We start from the raw sequence: 17,374 nt of genomic DNA on the forward strand, positions 1-17,374 counted from the left end.
ATGTAATCTTTCTGATTACAATTTATTGTGCGAATAATACAACACACTTTGTTTACATGGTCATAAGATGGATATGCAATTACAACAACGTGAATTAACTTATACCCCAGATCTAGCATTACGGGTATTTTCTCCTATTGCGTCATTGCCTTGGTCTAGTTTACTTCATTCTGGCTTTGCCGAACATCCTCATAATCGTTTTGATATTGTTGTCTCCGATCCTGCTGTGACTTTAGAAACTCGCAAACAAACGACAACGATTAAAGAAAAAAACGGTACGGTAAAACGTTCCAAAAAAGATCCCTTCACTCTCATTCAATCTGCGTTAGAACAATTCGATTTTCACCCAGAACATAGTGAGTCATTGCCTTTTTTAGGCGGCGCTTTAGGTATCTGGAGTTATGATTTAGGTCGCCGTTTTGAAAACTTACCTGAAATAGCGAAAAATGAACTTAATTTCGCAGATATGGCAATTGGCATTTATGATTGGGCACTTATTGTCGATCACTACTTAAAAAAAGCCACTTTAATTAGCTATCACAATATTGATGAGCGTTTACAGTGGCTAGAAAACCAAACTTCCACAGCTATTGATTCACAATTCACCTTAACAACAGCTTGGCAATCAAACATCAGTAGTGATGAATATAACGAGAAAATTGCTAAAATTCATCAATACTTACTTTCGGGTGACTGCTATCAAGTTAATTTGGCTCAACGTTTTTGTGCAAGTTATACAGGTAGCGAATGGAACGCATTCTTAACATTGAATCAAGCTAATAAAGCGCCTTTTTCTTCTTTTATGTGTTTGCCAAATAACTTTGTAATTAGTGTCTCACCTGAGCGCTTCATTCATTTAGCAGATAATAAAATAGAAACACGACCAATAAAGGGAACACTACCTCGTAAGCCATCACCAGAAGAAGATGATGAACAAGCACAATTATTAGCAAATTCACGTAAAGATCGTGCTGAAAACTTAATGATTGTAGATTTGATGCGTAATGATATTGGAAAAGTTGCAGTAACAGGCTCAGTAAAAGTGCCAGAATTATTTGTTGTTGAACGTTTCCCAGCAGTACATCATTTAGTCAGCACAATCACGGCGCAGTTACCTTCTCATTTAACAGCAACTGATTTATTAAGAGCAGCCTTCCCCGGTGGTTCTATCACTGGCGCCCCAAAAATTAGAGCAATGGAGATTATCGAAGAGCTTGAACCTCATCGTCGCCATGGATACTGTGGTGCAATTGGTTATATCAGTTTTTGTGGCACAATGGACACCAATATCAGCATTCGCACTTTATTAACTGAAAAAAATAAAATTTACTGTTGGGCTGGTGGTGGTATTGTTGCTGATAGCGTTGCTGAAAAAGAATACCAAGAAACATTCGATAAACTTGGGCAAATATTAACTGTTTTAAGTGAGTCTACTATCGATGACACCCATTGATACTTTTATCAATCGTTTTCAACTCACATTACCTGAAGATAAGGTAAATCAGCCCCTTCATGCCCAAAAATCGGCAGCCGTCTTGCTGCCGATTATCAATAAACCTAACCCAACATTATTATTAACTGAGCGTGCTTCAACGTTACGCTCTCATGCAGGGCAAGTTGCTTTACCTGGCGGTAAACGCGATCCTGAAGATAGCAACCTTATTGCAACTGCACTAAGGGAAGCGCATGAAGAAGTGGCTATCCCACCCAATGCCGTATCTGTTATTGGTCAATTAGCTCCTTTACAAAGTTCTAGCGGATATTTAGTCACCCCTATTGTGGGTGTTATTCCTGCGGGTTTACCTTTACGCCATAACCCTGCTGAAGTCGCCTCTATCTTTGAAATGCCACTAAGCCATGTACTTAATGCCCAACATTATCAACCATTAGATTTTCATCGTGCTGGTGAAAATTATCGTATCTACTTTTATCCCTATAATGGACATCTCGTTTGGGGATTAACCGCCGCTATTTTGCATAGACTCGCTCTACATATTACTTAATACGCTATTTTATATTCAGCTTGTGCTTTTTATCACCGCCTTCACAACTCTACTTAGCTATTTTAAAAAAATGTTGTAAACTACATCATTAACGGGACGATATAATCGTAAAAACGATCCCTTTACTATAAATAACTATATTTTATTCTTTTTAACCCTCTCTCTTATTATTAAGGAGTCTGACGTGATTAGCGTTTTCGACATGTTTAAAGTGGGCATCGGACCATCTAGCTCTCACACCGTAGGGCCAATGAAAGCGGGTAAAGAATTTGTCGATGATTTAGTCAGCCAGGAATTGATTGCGTCTGTCACTCGCGTAGCTGTTGATGTTTACGGCTCCTTGTCTTTGACAGGCAAAGGTCACCATACTGATATCGCAATTATTATGGGGTTAGCAGGTAATGCACCAGCTACTGTCGATATTGACAGCATTCCCGGTTTTATTCGTGAAGTTGAAGAAACTGGCAAGCTATCATTAGCAAACGGCTTAAAAGTGGTCGATTTTCCAGCAGAAAGTATGCATTTTAGCAATGACAACCTGTCATTACATGAAAATGGTATGACCATCCATGCTTTTGCTGGCGACAAAGAAGTTTATAGAAAAACGTACTACTCTATTGGTGGTGGTTTTATTGTTGATGAAGAAAACTTCGGTAAATCAACATTAAATAGCAAGCCTGTTTCATACCCTTATGCTAACGCAGAAGAGTTATTAAAGCACTGTAAAGAAACGGGTTTATCCATTTCTAGCTTAATGATGAAAAATGAGCTAGATCTGCATACTCAAGCAGAAGTTAATGCTTATTTCGCTGATGTTTATAAAACAATGCAAGAGTGTATTGAACACGGTTTAAATACAGAAGGCGTATTACCGGGGCCATTACGTGTACCTCGTCGTGCTGCCGCATTAAATCGCTTATTGACATCAAGCAACAGCCTGTCAAACGATCCAATGAAAGTGGTTGATCTGATTAATATGTTTGCACTGGCGGTTAATGAAGAAAACGCAGCAGGTGGACGCGTTGTAACAGCACCAACAAATGGTGCATGTGGTATCGTTCCTGCTGTATTGGCTTACTACGATCGTTGTATCGAACCTGTTACACAAGAAACCTACTTACGCTATTTCTTAGCATCCGGCGCAATTGGTATTCTTTACAAAATGAATGCTTCTATTTCAGGTGCTGAAGTTGGTTGCCAAGGCGAAGTTGGCGTAGCTTGTTCAATGGCAGCTGCGGGTCTTGCTGAATTATTAGGTGGAAGTCCAGAGCAAGTCTGTATTGCTGCTGAAATCGGTATGGAACACAACCTTGGCTTAACTTGTGACCCTGTTGCAGGTCAAGTTCAAGTTCCTTGTATTGAACGTAATGCCATTGCTTCTGTTAAAGCCGTTAATGCCGCGCGTATGGCAATTCGTCGTACCAGTGAACCCCGCGTTTCTCTCGATAAAGTCATTGAAACCATGTATGAAACAGGTAAAGACATGAATGCTAAATACCGCGAAACATCACGCGGTGGTCTTGCAATCAAAGTGCAGTGTGACTAATTAACACTATTTAGACGAAAAGCCATTCATTTTGAATGGCTTTTTTATTTTAACTACTTTATTTTTAATCATCGATTAACCCTTAGATAACTAAAGAAAATAATTCTTAAATACACGTTTATAATTAAGCAATATATCTTTTTATAATTTAAACCTTTCTTATTTTTCTATATTAAATATAAAAATTAAATATACTCATTAAATATAGGCTCATTTAATATTCATTTAATTTTGCAGAAAATAAAGCTTATAATTTTCAGGTGTATTCATTTCTATAAAAAATTAATTTCTTATTATAAAAATAATTAAAACCCATTGTTTATTATATGGTTAATTATTCATCATATTGAAATTTATCATTTTTTTAACATTTTAAGATCGTTTAAAATATATTTAAACCAACCAAACTTAATAATGATAATTATTATCAATATCATCTTTGAAAGATAATAAATAATATGTTGCCTTTCGAAAATAATATGTTATCTTCTGCACCAAGTCATTGGGGAGTAGCCTGTCTTAAAATAAAAAATATTATTTTAAGAAATCTGTATCAACATACTCGCTTATTTTCATCTAGCGTGGTACAGATGCCGTAATACGGTTGGCAAGACCATAGACACATGATTGTACTTCTTTGGTTGGGGGTCAATTGTGTGTATATGGAAATACCCCAACCGAGGCTTTATTATGAGTTTCTACGCTACTATCATTCTCGCCCTTGCCCTTTCTATGGACGCATTTGCAGTTGCTGTCTGTAAAGGTGCCACATTACACAAACCTCGTTTTCGTGAAGCACTCCGTACTGGATTTATATTCGGCATCATTGAAGCCAGCACACCGGTTATTGGTTGGGCACTAGGTTTATATACAAGCCAATATATTATTCAATGGGATCACTGGGTTGCCTTTGGACTACTGTTTGTTCTTGGTAGCAGGATGATTTACCAAAGCTTAAAACGTGGCGATGATTGCCCTTGTGAAGAAGAAGCCCCACAACGCCACGGCTCGCTATCTTTAATCGCAACAGGTATTGCCACAAGCCTTGATGCAATGGCAATTGGTGTCGGTTTAGCGTTCCTTCAAGTCAATATTGTTCATACTGCGATGACGATTGGTATGATGACCATGATCATGGCAACGTTGGGTATGCTAATTGGCCGTTATATCGGTCCAGTACTTGGAAAAAAAGCAGAAATTATTGGTGGGATCGTATTAATTGCTATCGGCTTTAATATTGTATTCGAACACTTAGAATTGTTTATGTACGCCAAATAATCGCTAATAAAGCATATTAAAAAGCTTAGGTTTGAAATATCATGACCTAAGCTTTTTTATTAACTTAATAAAATATTTTTATTTCACATTATTAAGCATGACGTTGATAAACACGAATTAAAAAGTCTGTTTCACATTCAAAGTTTTTACTTTTCACTAATATCTGCTTTGCTTCTTCACTTGCTCGCCATGCAAACGGCGTCATTTGTAATAAATCAAAAGCCTGCTTACCGTTTAAATTCATCATATAAGCCACTTGATGTTCAGATACTTTATTAAATCCATCAAAATATTCTTCTTTTAATGGATGCAGATGTACTTCTGAATAAATCAGTGCTTTTAACTGATAGAGATGACGAGGAGCCGGTGTAACAGTAATAATATAACCATTGTGCACAATGACTCTTGCTAATTCATCACTATTACAAGGGGCGTAAATGCGCACAACCGCATTTAAGGAAGCATCACAAAAAGGTAAACGTTGACTTGAAGCCACACAAAAATGAATAGATGAATAACGTTTAGCTGCATATTTAATCGCAACCTTAGAAACATCTAGACCATAGACTTGTGGATTATGTAATTTTAGATTTTGATAAAATTGATTGGTGTAATAACCTTCACCACAACCAATATCCAATATAACACTGTTATCTTCAGGCAATAACGTTTGTATTAACTCAGCCACTTTATCTCGCATCGGCTGGTAAAAACCTGCATCTAAAAATTCACGACGTGCGTTAATCATTTCGGCACTATCACCAGGCTCTTTTGAGCGTTTAAATTGCACTGGCAACAAATTGACATACCCTTCTTTAGCGCAATCAAATTGATGATTATTTTCACAGACCCAACTGTGAGCTTGAAGAGAAAGCGCCTGATAACATAATGGACATTGATAAGACATATTAATATTTTTGTATAACCCAGAATAGAATTGGGAGAGATAATAACATACCTCTCCCAATCTTGCGGAAAACCTTACTCTTTATTTTTAATCTTAAGTCATGCTTTCTATGCTAAGTAGCTTACTAAGCACAACTTATAAGCGGCTCAAGTTCGTTTTAGTTTTTCAGTGTTAGCGATAAATAACGCAATAACTAACAACAATATTGCACCTGATTGAATTAACGTATCAACGGAATCTTTATGTTCAACAATAATTAAACGTACTATTGCCGTTATTCCAATATAAATAAAATATCTTAGAGGGAAATGCCCACCAGATAAAAAATACTTAACAATGAGTGCAATAAACTCAAAATAAAGAAAGTAGATCAAAATACCTTCTAATAATTGATAAGACGACTCTTCTGCACCTAAATTAAATAATAATGAAGCAATTACATACGTTTCTTTGATAAGAAAACTGACCAATACAATCGCTAAAATAAGTAACCCAATATTAAGCACCCACTGTAATATAGTGGCAATACATTTCAGTAAGTCTTCGCTTGATTTTCTCATATAAACTATAACCTAGTGGGATCATTCCGTGATGTGTAAAAATAATAAAAGATCAACGCGCTATAGACAATTTTACTAAATTTTAATGGATTTACGCATTCATCACACCATTTTTTTATCTTTTAGAGCCAAAAAACCAAGAATAATGATGCAATAATCGCAATATTTGCTTTTAAATTTCAACTTGTAAGCTGATTTACTTATACTTAATTTAAGAGCTAATTTATTGAAAAGGCACACTATGGCTAACACATACCTCGTTGCAATTGATTTATTAGAAGATAGCAGAATTCAACGCATGATCGCAGATATTCACTTCCTAGCTAGGAAACCAGAAAATTATTTCCATTTCATTACAGTTATGCCTAACTTGCGCTCTTTAGAAGCTTACGGGCTTAATTGTGATAGCTCGTCTGTCATTGAGAAAAAGCAACAAGCTTTAATTTTATTAACTGAAAAATTAGAACAATGCGTAAAACAACAATTTAACTTACCTAAAGAGCAATACCAATGCCATGCTGTTATTGGTACGCCTAATTATAATATTCTTGAGTTAGCAGATAAAATTGATGCAGATACCATTATTATTGGTTCAAGTTCTCGCAATAAACGTAATATTTTACTAGGTTCGACAGCGGATTATATTGTAAATAATACGTCACGTTCAGTAATGGTTATTCGCAAGTAAAATCACCAATACACTTCCTTATTGGCAATAAAGTTAGCTCATTTATTGCCAATAAGTATTCTACAATCCTCTTCATCATAAATAGCACTAAATGCACTTTAATTTTTTTGTTTCAATAAGTTATTTTGTTAGAATGCAGACCAAAAAACAAAAAATTTATGTCTTTCAAAAGACTTTATTCCATTAAATACTACTCAAAAGACAAAGATTGCCCTGCATTGAAATCTTTCGCATTAAGATATTTTCGCCCTAATACACCAGTGCAATGACATCCATACACATCAATATTTTCATCTATGGCTTTTTTAGCACGCTGTAATGCAGATGGTGTTGCACAACGTAAATGCAATCCTCCTACAATCGCCTGAATTTGGTTATTTCCAGTTATTTTTTTCGCATGTCCAATAATGGATTCAATGCCTGAATGGCTACAACCAGTGATAATCACTAGGCCTTTTTTTCCTTGCCAAACAAGAAAGCTATCATCAAGAACGTAATCATCTTCTTCACCTGATTCATGAATAATAACACCATAACGTTTATTCACTTGACGTTGAGTCACTTGTCCCGAATAGATAAAATTTTCTTCGATTGTTAACGGAGTTTGTGTTAATTCAAAAGCAAACTGTGCTTCGAGTTTTTTTCGATCAAATAAAGGTGCTAAACGTTTAAATTTAATATTTTTATTGCCTAAAAAAAAGGCTGAATAACGAACAGAAAATAAATGCGGATGAGCGATAATTCGTGGTTTATGAGTAAAAAAATCTGCTGGCAAATGTGTAAGTCCACCAAAATGATCATAATGCCCATGAGACACAACAATCGTTTTCAATGTGGTTAAATCAATACCCATTTTTTTTGCATTTGAAATAAAGGTAAGGTCTTTTCCAGTATCAAAGAGAATTTTAGCTTGGCACTCATCATCTTCTAACAATAATGATAAACCAGGATAATGGTTAAGTTCAGGATTAATCGATTTATTTTCTAGTAATGCAGTGATCGTTAACATAGATTTTTTAATTATTATCAGGGAATGACTTAATAATAATTAAAAAAAGAGTTTGTTCCAAATATAAAAGCGACTGATTTGTGCGATAGCTTTATCTTCTTAATGACATAATCGCTGTTACGTGTAAACGAAACAGCGATATCACTAAACTCTGCAAATATTCTTATTTTTCGGTTATAAACACATTAGGCTTATCTTACGGCTCTATTATCTTACTACCATTACAGAACGTTTTGCATAACGTGTAATATCTGCGGCGGTTGAACCGATATGATAAGAATCATCTTCAGGATTATGCGAACCAATCACAATTAAATCCGCATTCACTTCATCAGCAATCTGCAATATTGCATCTCGTGGTGTACCAATACAAATATGAGTTTGCATTCTGTCATCAGGTAAATCAAAACGCTCGATTATTTTTTTAAGTTCTTTTTCTGCTGACGTTTTTAAGCATCCTTGATCTAATTGATCGCCATTCATAACAAGTCGATAATAAGAAGATTGTGGAAGTTTAGGAAGCACATACAAAAAGTGAACATAAGGATCTTCATTTTTTGCAATATTTTCCACTAACGGAATTGCTTTGTTCATCAGGTTATCTTCATCAATATCAATGGGAACCAAAATATTCTTATACATACCGTCTCCTTTTATTTTAATTGTAGGATAGTGTATTTTTAGAAAAATACCGGATGTAGTTAACATATTTTAAAAATATTTTATTTCAGAAAAATAACGTCTGTTTTCACTCAAAATAATGGTAAAAACCAAGTAAAAAAAATAGAAATAAATATAACCTTTATTTTTAATCATTTTTATTTAGTAATAGCATTTTATTTATAATAAAAAGCCTTATTAAATAATAAGGCTTTTCACTTTTACTATATCGCTATTGTATTACTTTTGAGCAAGATTTTTCTGCTTGTTCTTCTTAACGTATTGATAACCAACTGCTAATGCAATAAACCATAATGGAGTCACACTTAATGCTTGGCGAGTATCATGTTCAAAAGCGAGTAGCACCGTCATAAATGCAAAAAATGCAAGACATAACCATGACATAATAATTCCCAAAGGCATTTTATAGATAGACTTCTCATGCAATTGTGGTCGCTTTTTACGGTATGCCAAATAAGAGCATAAAATCATACTCCAAATAAACATAAATAATAACGCAGAGACTGTTGTTACCAAGGTAAATACGTGCATAACATCAGGAATAAAGTAGATTAATATAATCCCACATGACAAACATAGGCTAGTAAATAACAGCCCATTGGCAGGCACTGCACGTTTAGATAATTGGCTAAATTGTTTTGGTGCTTCACCTTCTTTAGATAAACCAAATAACATTCGGCTTGTGGAAAATATCCCACTATTTGCAGAAGAAGCTGCTGCTGTTAATACCACGAAGTTTACTAAACTTGCAGCTGCAGGTATTCCTATCATAACGAATAACTCAACAAATGGACTTTTATCCGCCAAAATAGAACGCCATGGAGTTACTGACATAATAATCGCTAATGCTAATACGTAAAAAGTAATAATACGGATAGGAATAGCATTGATAGCTTTCGGTAAAGATTTCTCTGGATCACGAGTTTCAGCAGCCGCGGTGCCGACTAATTCAATCCCAACAAACGCAAAAATAGCGATTTGAAATCCGGCAAAAAAGCCACTTAACCCTTTAGGGAACATTCCCCCATCATTCCAAATATTCTCTAGTGCTGCGGTGTGTCCTGCTGGCGATTCAAACCCAATACTGATAAGAACAATACCAACAATAATTAAAGAGACAATTGCGGTTATTTTTATCATGGAGAACCAAAATTCCATTTCACCGAAGAGTTTGACTGTCGCTAAATTTAAAATAAGCAATGTCAGCACACAAATAAAGGATGTACCCCATTCAGGAAAATTAGGAGCCCAATAACTAATATAAGACGTTATAGCGACGATATCGGCAATACCCGTAATGACCCAGCAAAACCAATATGTCCAGCCGACAAAAAAACCAGCCCACGGCCCTAATAAATCACCAGCAAAATCACTAAATGACTTATATTCTAAATTTGATAATAACAGCTCGCCCATAGCTCTCATCACAAAGAACAAGACAAAGCCAATTATCATATAAACAAAGATAATTGATGGCCCAGCTAACGAAATGGTTTTCCCTGATCCCATAAATAGACCAGTACCGATAGCACCACCAATAGCAATTAATTGAATATGACGATTTGTTAACCCGCGCTGTAGAGTGGCATTTTTCGCTCTAACGGGAGGAGAAATTTCTGTTTGATCTTCCATACAATACCTGAAGTGTTTTCATATTTTCGATGTTGTTTTTACCGCTATTTTATTTTTTGACGCGGTAATATGTTTGCGAAATTATTGTGACACAAATCTCAGTATAAGTAATGAAAAGATCACTTTTAGTAAAATGAATGATGCTTTGATAACCAGATAAGATCCTTTCTTTAATTTATTCGGCGATATTTTATCCATTTGAAAAAAAATCAAAATAAGCACTTGACCATCGCATTTGAGAGGAGAATAATCAGCGCATCGGGTTGTTAGCTCAGTCGGTAGAGCAGTTGACTCTTAATCAATTGGTCGGGAGTTCGAGCCTCCCACAACCCACCAATTTTAAGCTGATAAATCAGACATTTACGCCACTTAGAGATAAGTGGCTTTTTTGTGTCTGGAAGAAAATGGCAATAAAATAGCATTCAAATAGAAATATCATTATATTTTATGTATTTAATACCTAATACAAGAATGTAACCAAGAAATAATTATCTATTTAAATACAAATTTAAAAATAACTCACTAAAATCCTATTTGACTTCTTTTTTATTTTGAAATTCCCCACCAAAATCATCAATCAAAACGTAGCTAATGGTATTTATTTTGCTATCTTCTAGGTTGATTTTCTGTTTGGAAAATGGTGCTATCATAGGAATAAGAATATTAGGATTATTTTCACCAGATGCTGATTTAATGGTGGCATAAAAAGGCGTCGGATTTTCAACTGTTAACTGTTTATCTGATTTCGTAAAAATAAGAGCGTTACTGACATCGGAAATCGCCATAACTAAATCATCAGGGCGATAAAATACTTTTACTTGTAATCTGACAACGATATTAATTAAACCCTCATCATATTTTTTGTTCGCTGGTTTAGGCATGATTTCATATAAATTAAGCCAGTAAAGTGTCTCTTTCTCTTTATCTTTATTGGTAAATTTATTAATCACTCGAACCCGTTGCGATTCGCTCGGTTTTAATTGTAATACAGGCGGTAATGATAAAGCAGAAACATCTGTTATGGTTTCTGGGGTATTTTCTGGATTACCATCATCCACCCATGTTTGAACCACCACAGGAAACTCACCATCATTTTTTATATTTAAGGATGCTTCTCTGTCTGAGTGATAAAGGATCACTCTTGAGCCGTCTAATGCTAAATTCGCTTTGGCAATAAACGAAAAACACAGTAACAAAATAAAAATACTGATCCTTTTCATATTTATTGCACCTGTATAATCACTTGTAATGTTGCATTAAATTTACCGGCGGTTATTTTTTCTCTCGGTAACGCTTCTAATGAGGCATATAATGTTTTAGTTAAATCGGCAATACCATTATTAAATGAGACTGAACTAGCATCATCATAAATAGGATACCAACCATAACCTTCACCTTGCCCTTCATTAGCTAATGTTGATAATAAGTTTAATGGCATACCTGATGGGCGATATATCCTTACACCAACTCCTTTTGCCATATTTGAATCAGTACCATAACCGTCTGTCACTAAGTGAGTAATTGCAGCACCATTAGGTACAGTTAATCCTAATTCAATTGCCTTGTTAACATTTGTAGGTCTAGGTAAAAAGCCCATTGCAGTTTGTCCTGCTCCAGTTCCACTGGCAATATTACTCATGCCATCACTTGCAGGTGGTGTTAATTGACAATAAAAATCAATCGTAATAGGTAAAGTCACTTTTTTACCACTTGCTAACTCATTAATAGTGACCGGTGGGAATGAAACATAAGGCGTAACATTTCGTACGAAACAAGTGGACGCATTACGAATATAAATACGGCGAGACATATTAACCGCTGCTGGCCAATAAGCATAAAAACCGTGATAATTCGTCGCATGATCAGAGCCATCTTTTAATAAATAAGAGAAGTTAGAGCTTTGAAAGGCGATATAACCTGCCGGTTGATTAATAAAAGTAATTAGTCCACTACCTGATTGTGCAGGCGGTATATCACTTGTTCTTTCATAGTTAATCTTAAATAACTCCACTTCCATATTAGAAAAATCTTTAGCTTTAACTAATATCCACCCTTGGCTATCTCTTTCTAAATTCTTTAATGGTCGCGATTTCCAATAGCGGCTATAATATTCACCCGTAATGGTATTTTTAATCCGGATACCTAATCCTCTGGCAAGACTAATATAGGTCTCGTTTAACCCTAAAGCGGGATTAACTAATTTATTACCACCATAAATATAATCACCATTAGTTGAGTAAAATTCTCTTAATTTGTCCTCTTCATCGGCTGTGCAACGAAACAATATTTGTTCAGGATCATATACTTCATAACCCGCTTCTAAAAATGGAACAAAGCCACTTGCCACTAATGATCCTAATGGCTGAAATTGGTCATTGTTAACATTAATAATCTTAGGTGTTGTTCCCATTGAACCAGAATCGTCTCTTGCGCCAGCCCAGTTTTTCGCCGTTCCTTTACCAGGCTCAGTGTAATAATTACTTCTAGGGTTGGTTGTCGTGGTTACTATTTTATAGCAAGTAGCAGAAGCGAAAGTAGGAAATAATATCAATACCCATAAAATAACTGTTTTATAAGAGAAGTAACGACTATTTAATTTCATAAGCATTGACCTGATAATAAAATGAGTTTATCGGCTTCTTTTTCTTCTGGGATTGAATAAGCAATTTTACAGCTATTTTCTTCTTTCCCAACAATCAGCGTACCTTCTTTGTTCTCGACTCGAACATAAATCTGGTTACTTTGCCCTACCATACCAACAATATGTCTATCTTTATCATAAACATTTTCACCTAATACCAATAGACTTTCAGGCTTAACCGAAATCAATACAGGATATCCGACTTGTGTTTTAAAGACGATTTTGGTACTTGAACCTGAATACGGTGCTATTTGCTTAGTATTTTCCAGTAGCTCTATATTATTATTTCTAATATTTTTCCCATCCAAACTAACATTATTATATTGATAAGGGACGAGAGAAGGCACAATAGCATAACCAAAAGGATCAATGCGTGCGCCCATACCATTACTCACACTCGCGCCACTTGCACCTTTTGCTTCTACTAAAGCAAAAGAATCACTAATACGAGGTCCTAAGGTTACTCCACCACTGTGTGCAACTAAAGCCCCCTGAACTCCGACACTTCCTTGAGTATAATGTTTACCATTAGAGATACTGCCTGATAACGTGGTAAAAGGAAGCTGTTTAATTAAGTGTAAACCACTACCTACCGCTCTATTTTGTGTGTCGTAATCTGCATTTACACTATAAGAAAGTGTTTTATCTTCACCTAAAAGCCCTGACAAATTCGTTTGGTAACTCGAATCATCACTAGAATGACTAGAAGATAGTGATAGCATTGGTGAATAATCAGAGCGTCCTAATGGCATAGAAACAGATAACATCACCATATCTTCCGATATCGGATTGGTTGTCATTGATGTAAAAGTATTATTCGCCGTCATTTGTCCCGTTTTTTGGCGGCTATAGGCGAGGCTATAAGCAATATCTTTATAGGTATTTGAATAACCGATTTGATACTGGGCATCATGTCCTTTATTACCATAATAATTACTGATAGAGCCTGAAATATAAAGTTGCCCCCACTTATCAAGAGACTGATTAACACTAAGTGTAAACTGGCTTTCTTGATTATAGCTGTTGGAATTCCATTCCATGTCACTACTTGCACTTTTTCTCAATCCTAAGACGTCATTATATTCGCGGAAATTCTCTGTTGAATATTTATAACCTGCAAGTGTAATAACGGTATTAGTTGGGCTAAAAGTACGGCTATAACTAATACCTAATCGTCCACCTTGATAATTTTTACCGCTCACTTCAGCATTTGAAAATGCCGAATTAAAGCCTATTGCCCCTAATTTTGTAGCAATAACAGAGCCAACAAACACGGATTGATATTGATGTCCTAAACGTATTCCTGTATTTAGCGTTACTGTATTATTCACACCATATTGCAAAGCGATATCTGAAAAATAACTATTTTCTGAACCAAAGTTGTTCACTTCACCCGCAGTAAAATTATATTTAAAGCGACCAGCCCTTACTGACTCAGGTAATGCGGTAAATGGCACTGTAAAAGAAGAAACTTTGCCATTACTTTCGTGAATTTCGACTAATAAATCCCCTTCATAACTGGTTGGATAAAGGTCATTTATTTCAAATTGTCCGGGTGATACCGTCGTTTGATAAATTTCAGTTCCGTTTTGTTTTATCACTACACGGGCAGTAGTAGTCGCAATACCACGAATAACAGGTGCATAGCCTTTTTGAGAATCTGGCAACATTCTTTCATCAGACATTAATTGAATACCTTTAAATGCCAGACTTGAAAATTGTGCGCCAGTTGTATAAATATCGCCAACAACTAACATCGATTTTAATGTCAGTAACGGTTTTTGTAGATAAGTCCTTATCCAATTAAATTCACTGTTACTTCCCAATTTTGATGAATTATAAGAGTAAGACGCTTGTTGACGAAATTGCCAAGTTCCTAGGTTTACACCCATATTGACACTGCCAAAACCATAGTCTGAAGTTTGTCCGTTCGATTTATTCTTATAGTAATTACCAGAATAATTGGTAAACAACATGGTGTTGCCTGCATCTAAATCGTCTTCATTGACATAGCCTTGTGGTTTTCGTTTTAATAAGATTTGAGGCACTGCAATCATTATTCTAAAGTTAGAAGCATCAAACGAATCTACAATGTTTTTATTAATTTGGTTTAATACTAAACATTGACTATTATCTTGACTGACTTCGTTATCCAGCAAGATCCCCATTTCATCAATCTGTTGTTGATTAAAACAAGGTGTCACTTTACCTTTATCATTTAATTGAAAACTCACTGTTTTTCTTTCAAAAAAACGATTATTAATGTAGATATCAACATCATAATCACCAGGTTCCACATAATTACTATCATGAAGCTGATTAATGTTGATATTATTTTTGCTACCTAATAATAAAGAAGGATCAAATTCATAATCATCAGCAAATGCAAAGGGCATTGATTGAATAAATAGAGAAAATGAGCCGATTAAGAATACGACTTTTATTCTCTTATTTAATTGTACGGCGCTTTTTTCTATGAATTTCATTTCAATGCCATTTTTATTAATGAATTAAATTTGTCGCACTGTTTTGCCCACCTAAATCATTAAGGTATTTATAGGTCATTTTATTGGGTGAGAATGAAAGTTTTTCGCCATTTTCAGCGACTAATACTTCCGTTGATAACGGAGAAACCATAGTTGATTTAAATATAACTTTTTGTCCCGCAGCATTAGTGGCCTCAAGTTGTGCAAATGACACAAAGAAAGGTGAATCGTTTTTAACTTTTATATTGCCATTACTTTCTTTTAAGAATGATATTTGTTTCTCAATATTATTTAGCTGTGAAACAATCGCTGCTGGGCGATAAAATATTTTTAATCGATGATGCACAATAACCGTAAAGCTATTTCCTTCTTTTATATCTTTATTCAGATCTTTAGGTGGAATTTGCGCCACGTTTAAATAGAAAATAGATTCTTTATCTTGTGGTAAACCTTCACCAGTATAAATTAATCGTGCGTCTCTCCCTGTTTTAGGATCGATACGAAAAACGGGAGGCTGAATAACAAAAGGCGCATCTGCATTATCTGGAGTCGAATTAGGATTATTTTTATCCGCCCATATTTGCATAATGTAAGGGATTTCATCATTATTCATAAACTTTAAAACTTCAAAGCGTGAATCAGATGAATAAACAATACGTGTTTTTAGCATAGTGACGCTAGAATACGATGCTGTGCTATAACTTAAAAAAAATACGGCAATTAACATTATTATTTTTTTCATTACTTATCTTCCTCTTATATAAATAAAAAAATGTCTCCTTTATATAAAGGAGACATATAAGCATTATTGATAAGAGATAGAGTACTGCACGCTACCTTCTACTTTACCTGCTGTTGCAACATCATCTGCATAATAACGTACAGCATAATCATAAGATGCTGATTTTTCGTTTGCTTTTAATACTAAACCTTCGTTACCTACACCAGTTAAATCAATTTTGGTGCCGGTTTTCGCAGGATCAATAATTTCTAAGCTAACATTGTTTTTTGCTGCTGTATTACCAATACGGCCTTCTGTTGTCAGATTATTAGCAATAAAAATGGTTTTAATATTTGTATCTGTTGGTTTAGAACCAGTACAACCACTCACTGCAATAGTAAATGGTGTTTGACCTGCTGTTTTGCCTGCAGTATCTAATGAAGTTACAGGTACTGTTGGTAATAAAACAACTGGAAGTGCAGAGTTACCATTAACAGTCACAGTACAAGTTTCATCAGAAACTTCCCCTTGGAAACGAATGGTATTATCTGAAGCAGCAAAAGCAGTTGTAGAAAAAATACCTGCAATAATAGTAGCAAGAAGTATTTTATTCATAATAAAACTCTCCGGTAATATATCAAAATAAGACTAATTCATTGTGTTGGTAATATAAAAAGATGAAAAAGACGAACATGAAATAATGTAGTTTATTAATAACAATATTTCATATTTATTAAGTAATAATCTGTAAGTAATTATGATTATCTACTCACTTACTAAAAAAATGCAACTATTTTATCTTATTTCTAGGTATTAACACCTATATTTTTTGAAAAAGTCTTATTTTGATTTTCTTTTTATGATTATTTTTTGCCTTTAAAAAATAATTAATAGACTATATTAGGACTAATATTAAAAATAATACTTTCTTTATTTTATTTGATAATTATCATTTTTATTTAATACTCAATCAATGAGCCTTTTTTATTATCATCTATTAAATTAAAACCCCACGGTAATAAAAACAGATTTAAATATAATTATGCATCTGTATTGATTATTTACTATTGCTATTATCTATAGTTTTTTTAATAGAAAAACAAATAAATTTAGAAAAAATTAAATATTAAATTTTATTTATATAGAATTCACTCTCTGCATAAAAATAGAAAATTGCCTTTAGATTTATATTAATGAAGGTATTTGGAGATGATAGCGAAGT

General features: G+C 34.5%; 15 protein-coding genes, 1 tRNA gene and 1 riboswitch. Of the genes, 6 read left to right on the forward strand and 10 right to left on the reverse strand.

Annotated elements, in window-relative coordinates; translation table 11 throughout:
• Window positions 1-67: 67 nt before the first annotated feature.
• From pabB to mntP, 4 genes are all read left to right on the forward strand, one after another.
• Window positions 68-1,453, forward strand: coding sequence for an aminodeoxychorismate synthase component 1 (gene pabB, locus CBE70_RS17840; RefSeq protein ID WP_100160383.1), 1,386 nt, complete (start codon window positions 68-70; stop codon window positions 1,451-1,453).
• Window positions 1,440-2,003: a CoA pyrophosphatase gene (locus CBE70_RS17845; protein ID WP_100160384.1), complete on the forward strand. Its 564-nt coding sequence runs from the start codon at window positions 1,440-1,442 to the stop codon at window positions 2,001-2,003. The genes pabB and CBE70_RS17845 overlap by 14 nt, the downstream gene beginning before the upstream one ends.
• 184 nt (window positions 2,004-2,187) lie before the next feature.
• Window positions 2,188-3,549, forward strand: a complete 1,362-nt coding sequence (locus CBE70_RS17850) for an L-serine ammonia-lyase (protein WP_100160385.1) — start codon at window positions 2,188-2,190, stop codon at window positions 3,547-3,549.
• Between the two features lie 492 nt (window positions 3,550-4,041).
• A riboswitch (yybP-ykoY riboswitch) is annotated at window positions 4,042-4,155 on the forward strand.
• Between the two features lie 84 nt (window positions 4,156-4,239).
• Window positions 4,240-4,827, forward strand: a complete 588-nt coding sequence (mntP, locus tag CBE70_RS17855; protein ID WP_100160386.1) for a manganese efflux pump MntP — start codon at window positions 4,240-4,242, stop codon at window positions 4,825-4,827.
• Between the two features lie 91 nt (window positions 4,828-4,918).
• Here the strand turns inward: mntP and rlmA are convergent, their stop codons facing one another.
• Window positions 4,919-5,734 (reverse strand): 23S rRNA (guanine(745)-N(1))-methyltransferase, encoded by an 816-nt coding sequence (rlmA, locus tag CBE70_RS17860; protein WP_100160387.1) that lies wholly within the window; start codon window positions 5,732-5,734, stop codon window positions 4,919-4,921.
• A 146-nt stretch (window positions 5,735-5,880) separates the two neighbouring features.
• Entirely contained in the window at window positions 5,881-6,294 is a 414-nt protein-coding gene (gene psiE, locus CBE70_RS17865; RefSeq protein ID WP_023581865.1) for a phosphate-starvation-inducible protein PsiE, read from the reverse strand.
• Window positions 6,295-6,535: 241 nt separating this feature from the next.
• On the opposite strand from psiE, the gene CBE70_RS17870 reads away from it, so the two are divergent.
• Window positions 6,536-6,982: a universal stress protein gene (locus tag CBE70_RS17870; protein WP_100160388.1), complete on the forward strand. Its 447-nt coding sequence runs from the start codon at window positions 6,536-6,538 to the stop codon at window positions 6,980-6,982.
• Between the two features lie 190 nt (window positions 6,983-7,172).
• Here CBE70_RS17870 and CBE70_RS17875 read toward each other — a convergent pair whose 3' ends face one another.
• The 3 genes from CBE70_RS17875 to cycA form a co-directional block, all read right to left on the reverse strand.
• On the reverse strand, window positions 7,173-7,991 hold the full coding sequence (locus CBE70_RS17875; RefSeq protein ID WP_100160389.1) for an MBL fold metallo-hydrolase: 819 nt from the start codon (window positions 7,989-7,991) through the stop codon (window positions 7,173-7,175).
• 207 nt (window positions 7,992-8,198) lie between these two features.
• Window positions 8,199-8,633 carry a universal stress protein gene (locus tag CBE70_RS17880; protein ID WP_100160390.1) on the reverse strand — a complete coding sequence of 145 codons (435 nt, stop codon included), beginning with the start codon at window positions 8,631-8,633 and terminating at the stop codon, window positions 8,199-8,201.
• A gap of 258 nt (window positions 8,634-8,891) precedes the next feature.
• Window positions 8,892-10,304 carry a D-serine/D-alanine/glycine transporter gene (cycA, locus tag CBE70_RS17885; RefSeq protein ID WP_100160391.1) on the reverse strand — a complete coding sequence of 471 codons (1,413 nt, stop codon included), beginning with the start codon at window positions 10,302-10,304 and terminating at the stop codon, window positions 8,892-8,894.
• Between the two features lie 260 nt (window positions 10,305-10,564).
• Between cycA and CBE70_RS17890 the strand changes: the two genes are divergently transcribed.
• Window positions 10,565-10,640 (forward strand) — tRNA-Lys (locus tag CBE70_RS17890).
• Between the two features lie 194 nt (window positions 10,641-10,834).
• Here the strand turns inward: CBE70_RS17890 and CBE70_RS17895 are convergent.
• The 5 genes from CBE70_RS17895 to CBE70_RS17915 form a co-directional block, all read right to left on the reverse strand.
• A complete protein-coding gene (locus tag CBE70_RS17895; protein WP_100160392.1) occupies window positions 10,835-11,524 on the reverse strand; it encodes a fimbrial biogenesis chaperone in 690 nt (229 codons plus the stop codon).
• 2 nt (window positions 11,525-11,526) lie between these two features.
• On the reverse strand, window positions 11,527-12,906 hold the full coding sequence (locus CBE70_RS17900; protein ID WP_100160393.1) for a fimbrial protein: 1,380 nt from the start codon (window positions 12,904-12,906) through the stop codon (window positions 11,527-11,529).
• The gene (locus tag CBE70_RS17905) at window positions 12,903-15,431 is read right to left on the reverse strand and encodes a fimbria/pilus outer membrane usher protein (RefSeq protein ID WP_100160394.1); all 2,529 of its coding nucleotides are present in this window, start codon (window positions 15,429-15,431) and stop codon (window positions 12,903-12,905) included. The genes CBE70_RS17900 and CBE70_RS17905 overlap by 4 nt, the downstream gene beginning before the upstream one ends.
• A gap of 16 nt (window positions 15,432-15,447) precedes the next feature.
• Window positions 15,448-16,173, reverse strand: a complete 726-nt coding sequence (locus tag CBE70_RS17910; RefSeq protein WP_100160395.1) for a fimbrial biogenesis chaperone — start codon at window positions 16,171-16,173, stop codon at window positions 15,448-15,450.
• Between the two features lie 63 nt (window positions 16,174-16,236).
• Window positions 16,237-16,767 (reverse strand): fimbrial protein, encoded by a 531-nt coding sequence (locus CBE70_RS17915; RefSeq protein ID WP_100160396.1) that lies wholly within the window; start codon window positions 16,765-16,767, stop codon window positions 16,237-16,239.
• Between the last annotated feature and the right edge of the window lie 607 nt (window positions 16,768-17,374).

The organism is Proteus columbae, assembly GCF_002777965.1.
Classification (GTDB): domain Bacteria; phylum Pseudomonadota; class Gammaproteobacteria; order Enterobacterales; family Enterobacteriaceae; genus Proteus; species Proteus columbae.

Bases quoted from the DNA above. Each gene is read 5' to 3' on its own strand.
- CBE70_RS17915 (WP_100160396.1), bottom strand. From the start codon at position 16,767: ATGAATAAAATACTTCTTGCTACTATTATTGCAGGTATTTTTTCTACA.
- psiE (WP_023581865.1), bottom strand. From the start codon at position 6,294: ATGAGAAAATCAAGCGAAGACTTACTGAAATGTATTGCCACTATATTA.
- CBE70_RS17870 (WP_100160388.1), top strand. From the start codon at position 6,536: ATGGCTAACACATACCTCGTTGCAATTGATTTATTAGAAGATAGCAGA.
- CBE70_RS17845 (WP_100160384.1), top strand. From the start codon at position 1,440: ATGACACCCATTGATACTTTTATCAATCGTTTTCAACTCACATTACCT.
- mntP (WP_100160386.1), top strand. From the start codon at position 4,240: ATGAGTTTCTACGCTACTATCATTCTCGCCCTTGCCCTTTCTATGGAC.
- CBE70_RS17910 (WP_100160395.1), bottom strand. From the start codon at position 16,173: ATGAAAAAAATAATAATGTTAATTGCCGTATTTTTTTTAAGTTATAGC.
- CBE70_RS17900 (WP_100160393.1), bottom strand. From the start codon at position 12,906: ATGAAATTAAATAGTCGTTACTTCTCTTATAAAACAGTTATTTTATGG.
- cycA (WP_100160391.1), bottom strand. From the start codon at position 10,304: ATGGAAGATCAAACAGAAATTTCTCCTCCCGTTAGAGCGAAAAATGCC.
- CBE70_RS17875 (WP_100160389.1), bottom strand. From the start codon at position 7,991: ATGTTAACGATCACTGCATTACTAGAAAATAAATCGATTAATCCTGAA.
- CBE70_RS17905 (WP_100160394.1), bottom strand. From the start codon at position 15,431: ATGAAATTCATAGAAAAAAGCGCCGTACAATTAAATAAGAGAATAAAA.
- rlmA (WP_100160387.1), bottom strand. From the start codon at position 5,734: ATGTCTTATCAATGTCCATTATGTTATCAGGCGCTTTCTCTTCAAGCT.
- pabB (WP_100160383.1), top strand. From the start codon at position 68: ATGGATATGCAATTACAACAACGTGAATTAACTTATACCCCAGATCTA.
- CBE70_RS17880 (WP_100160390.1), bottom strand. From the start codon at position 8,633: ATGTATAAGAATATTTTGGTTCCCATTGATATTGATGAAGATAACCTG.
- CBE70_RS17895 (WP_100160392.1), bottom strand. From the start codon at position 11,524: ATGAAAAGGATCAGTATTTTTATTTTGTTACTGTGTTTTTCGTTTATT.